This is a genomic window from Streptomyces sp. NPDC087787, assembly GCF_044743035.1.
Lineage (GTDB): Bacteria > Actinomycetota > Actinomycetes > Streptomycetales > Streptomycetaceae > Streptomyces.
In genome coordinates this window covers 1-3,352 of record NZ_JBIUVQ010000059.1, presented here as the reverse complement: position 1 = coordinate 3,352, position 3,352 = coordinate 1, and the positions used below count along the sequence as shown (strand labels likewise).

Below are 3,352 nucleotides of genomic sequence, written 5' to 3'. Positions count from 1 at the left end.
TGGTTGATTGCGGAGCCGCGTATCACGGCGAGTACTTCGTGGCCGTGGCGTTGTGCGTCGGAGAGTCGTTCCACCAGCAGGAGTGCTGCTCCCTCGGCCATGCCGAACCCGTCGGCCGCCTCGGCGAACGGCTTGCAGCGGCCGTCGGAGGCGAGCCCGCGCTGACGGCTGAACCCGATCACGCCGTCGAGCGTCGACATGATCGAGACTCCGCCGGCCAGGGCCAGGTCGCATTCGCCGCCTCGCAGTGACTGGGCCGCGAGGTGCAGCGCCACCAGCGATGACGAACAGGCCGTGTCGACCGTGACCGCAGGGCCCTCCAGACCGTAGACATACGACAGTCGGCCGGAGAGGACGCTGCCCGCCCGGCCGATCACCAGGTAACCCTCGTCTGCCTGCTCACCGGAAACCTGCACGCCGTAGTCCTGGCCGTGCGTACCGACGAACACGCCGGTCCGTGTGCCGCCGACCGCACTCGGGTCGATGCCGGCCCGCTCGAACGCCTCCCACGCCGTTTCCAGCAGCAGCCGCTGCTGCGGGTCCATCGCCAGCGCCTCCCGCGGCGAGATCCCGAAGAACGCCGCGTCGAACCCCGCCACGTCGTCCAGGAAACCACCGCCCCGGACGTAGGTCTTGCCTGCCGCGTCCGGGTCTTCGTCGAAGACGTCGTCGAGGTCCCAGCCCCGGTCCATCGGCAGCTCACCGACCGCGTCACCGCCGGACACGACGAGCTGCCACAGGTCCTCCGGCGTGGCCACCCCTCCGGGGAACCGGCACGCCATCGCGACGATCGCGATCGGATCGTCCTCGGTGCGCGCCGGTTCTGCCTCGGGCCGAACCGGCGCGCTCTCGCCGAGCAGTCGGGTCCTCAGGTGCGTGCTGAGCGCCTTGGGGGTGGGGTAGTCGAAGATCAGCGTCGCGGGCAGCCGGATGCCGGTCGCCTCGGTGAGTCGGTTGCGCAACTCCACGGCGGTGAGCGAGTCGAAGCCGAGTTCCTTGAACGCCCGCCGCGCGTCGACGGCGTCCGCTCCGGAGTGGCCGAGCACCGCGGCTGCGCTGGTGAGAACCAACCCCAGCAGCTCCGCGTCCTGATTCCGAACCGGCATCCCGGTCAGCCGGTCCACGAGGGTGGCGGCCGATCGAGGGCCCTGGTTGACAGCACGCCGCGCGGGTGGCGGCACCAGGAACCGCAGGAGCGCGGGCACGTCGGGGCCGGAGCGTACCGCGGCGAGGTCGAGCCGGATCGGCACCAGTGCCGGCCGGTCCGACGCCAGGGCCGCATCGAACAGCGCGAGTCCCTGTTCCGTCGACAGCGGCAGCGTGCCCGCCCGCGCCATGCGGGCCAGGTCCGTGTCGCTCAACCTGCCGCCCATGCCCGTTTCCTCAGCCCACAGACCCCAGGCCAGTGACACCGTGGGCAGGCCCCGTTCGTGGCGATACCGGGCGAAGCCGTCCAGGAACGCGTTGCCTGCCGCGTAGTTGCCCTGCCCCGCGCCACCGAACGTGGAGGACGCGGACGAGTAGACGACGAACGCCGCAAGGTCCAGGTGCTCGGTCAGCTCGTGCAGGTGCCACACAGCATCCACCTTCGCGCGCAGCACGGCGTCCCACTGCCGTGCCGTCAACGCCTGGATGACGCCGTCATCATGGATGCCCGCCACGTGGACCACGGCGGACAACCGATCGGCGACGGACCCGACTACTTCCGCCATCGCGGTGCAGTCGGCCGCGTCGGCGGCGACCGCACGCACCACCGCCCCTGTCGCGGACAGCTCCGCCAGCCAGGCCTCGTCGGCACCGGAACGCGAGACCAGCACGAGTTCCGACACTCGATGGACGCGCAGGAGATGCTCGGTGACGCGCCGGCCGAGGCCACCGGTCGCTCCCGTCACGAGAACCGTGCCGCCACGCAGGGGCGACTCCTCCGGGGGCCGCGGCACGACTGCCCGCCTCAGCCGGGCCGCGAACAGCCGGCCGTCGCGGATCATGAGATGCGGCTCGTCCGCGACGCCCAGCCCCGTGGCCACCGCGTCGAAGTCATCGACCTCGAGCAGGACGAACCGGCCGGGGTTCTCCGTCTGTGCCGTGCGGACCAGCCCGCACACCGTCTGCTGCACCAGATCACCCGGCCTGGTCGCAACGACGAGCCGGGCCGTGGCCCTGCGCGGGTCCGCCAGCCACTCCTGCAGCACTTCCAGCACGCGCAGGCCGACCGCACGGGCCCGCTCCGGAACCGGCAGCGCCGGATCACCACTGTCCGCCCGCAGCACGACGACTGGCGGCGTGTCCTCGCCGAGGTCCTCGTGGAGCGCCCAGTCGCCGACTGGGGAACCAGCCGCCGCAGGCACCCAGTCGACCTCGAACAGCGAGCGCTCGTGTGATGCAGCCCCGAGCCGGGCCAGGTCGACCGGGCGCACCACGAGGCTCTCGATGTCGAGCACCGGAGCCCCCGAGTCGTCGGCGGCGATGACCGTGACGGCATCCGGACCGGCCGGTGCCACGGCCACGCGCAGCGAGTGAGCGCCGGTGGCGTGCACCCGGACCCCCGACCAGGAGAACGCGAGTCTCGGCTGGTCCGGATCGGCGAAGAAGCCGGAGACGCCCAACGGGTGCAGCGCCGCGTCCAGGACGACAGGGTGCACGCCATAGGCGTCGCTGTCCTCGTCGACCGCCGACTCGGGCAAGGCGACCTCGGCGTACACGCGGTTGTCGGCCAGCCATACCGCGCGCACCGCGTGGAATGCCGGACCGTAGGTCATGGCCGGCTTGTCGTAGAACCCCTCCAGGTCCACGGGGCGCGCACCGGGCGGCGGCCATGACGTCAGGTCCACCGTCGGCTCGTCGCCGCGCGTCTCGGTAAGCGTCCCGGTGGCGTGCTCGAGCCACTCCTGGTCGGCTCCCGACCGGGTGTGCACTCGGACCGCACGCCTGCCGTCGATCAGCTCGCCGACGCTGATCTGCAGGTCCGTCGCACCGGAGTCGGGGACGACGACCGGCGCCGATATCGTCAGTTCTTCGACAACTGGGGTCCGCAGCCGCACACCCGCGTGCGCGAGCACGTCCACCATCGCGGTGCCGGGCAGGATCACCACGCCGCCCGCACGGTGGTCGGCAAGCCATGGCTGCCGTTTCGTGGACAGCTTGCCTGCGAACAGCGCACCGTCCCCGCCGGCGACCGGGACGACCGCGCCGAGCAGCGGGTGCTCCGCGGGTTCAAGTCCGGCTTCGGTCACGTCGCCGGTGTGCGCGGTGGGCGCCAGCCAGTACCGCTCGTGTTGGAAGGGGTAGGTTGGTAGGTCGGCTCGTCGGGTGTCGTGCAGTGGCCACCGGACGTTGATGCCGGTGACCCAGA

Annotated in this window: 1 protein-coding gene; it reads right to left on the bottom strand. The window is 71.7% G+C overall.

From position 1 onward, the window contains the following. Window positions 1-3,233: SDR family NAD(P)-dependent oxidoreductase (locus tag ACIOWN_RS34430; protein WP_362358054.1), on the bottom strand; the 3,233-nt coding region annotated here is incomplete at its 3' end. Window positions 3,234-3,352 lie beyond the last annotated feature (119 nt).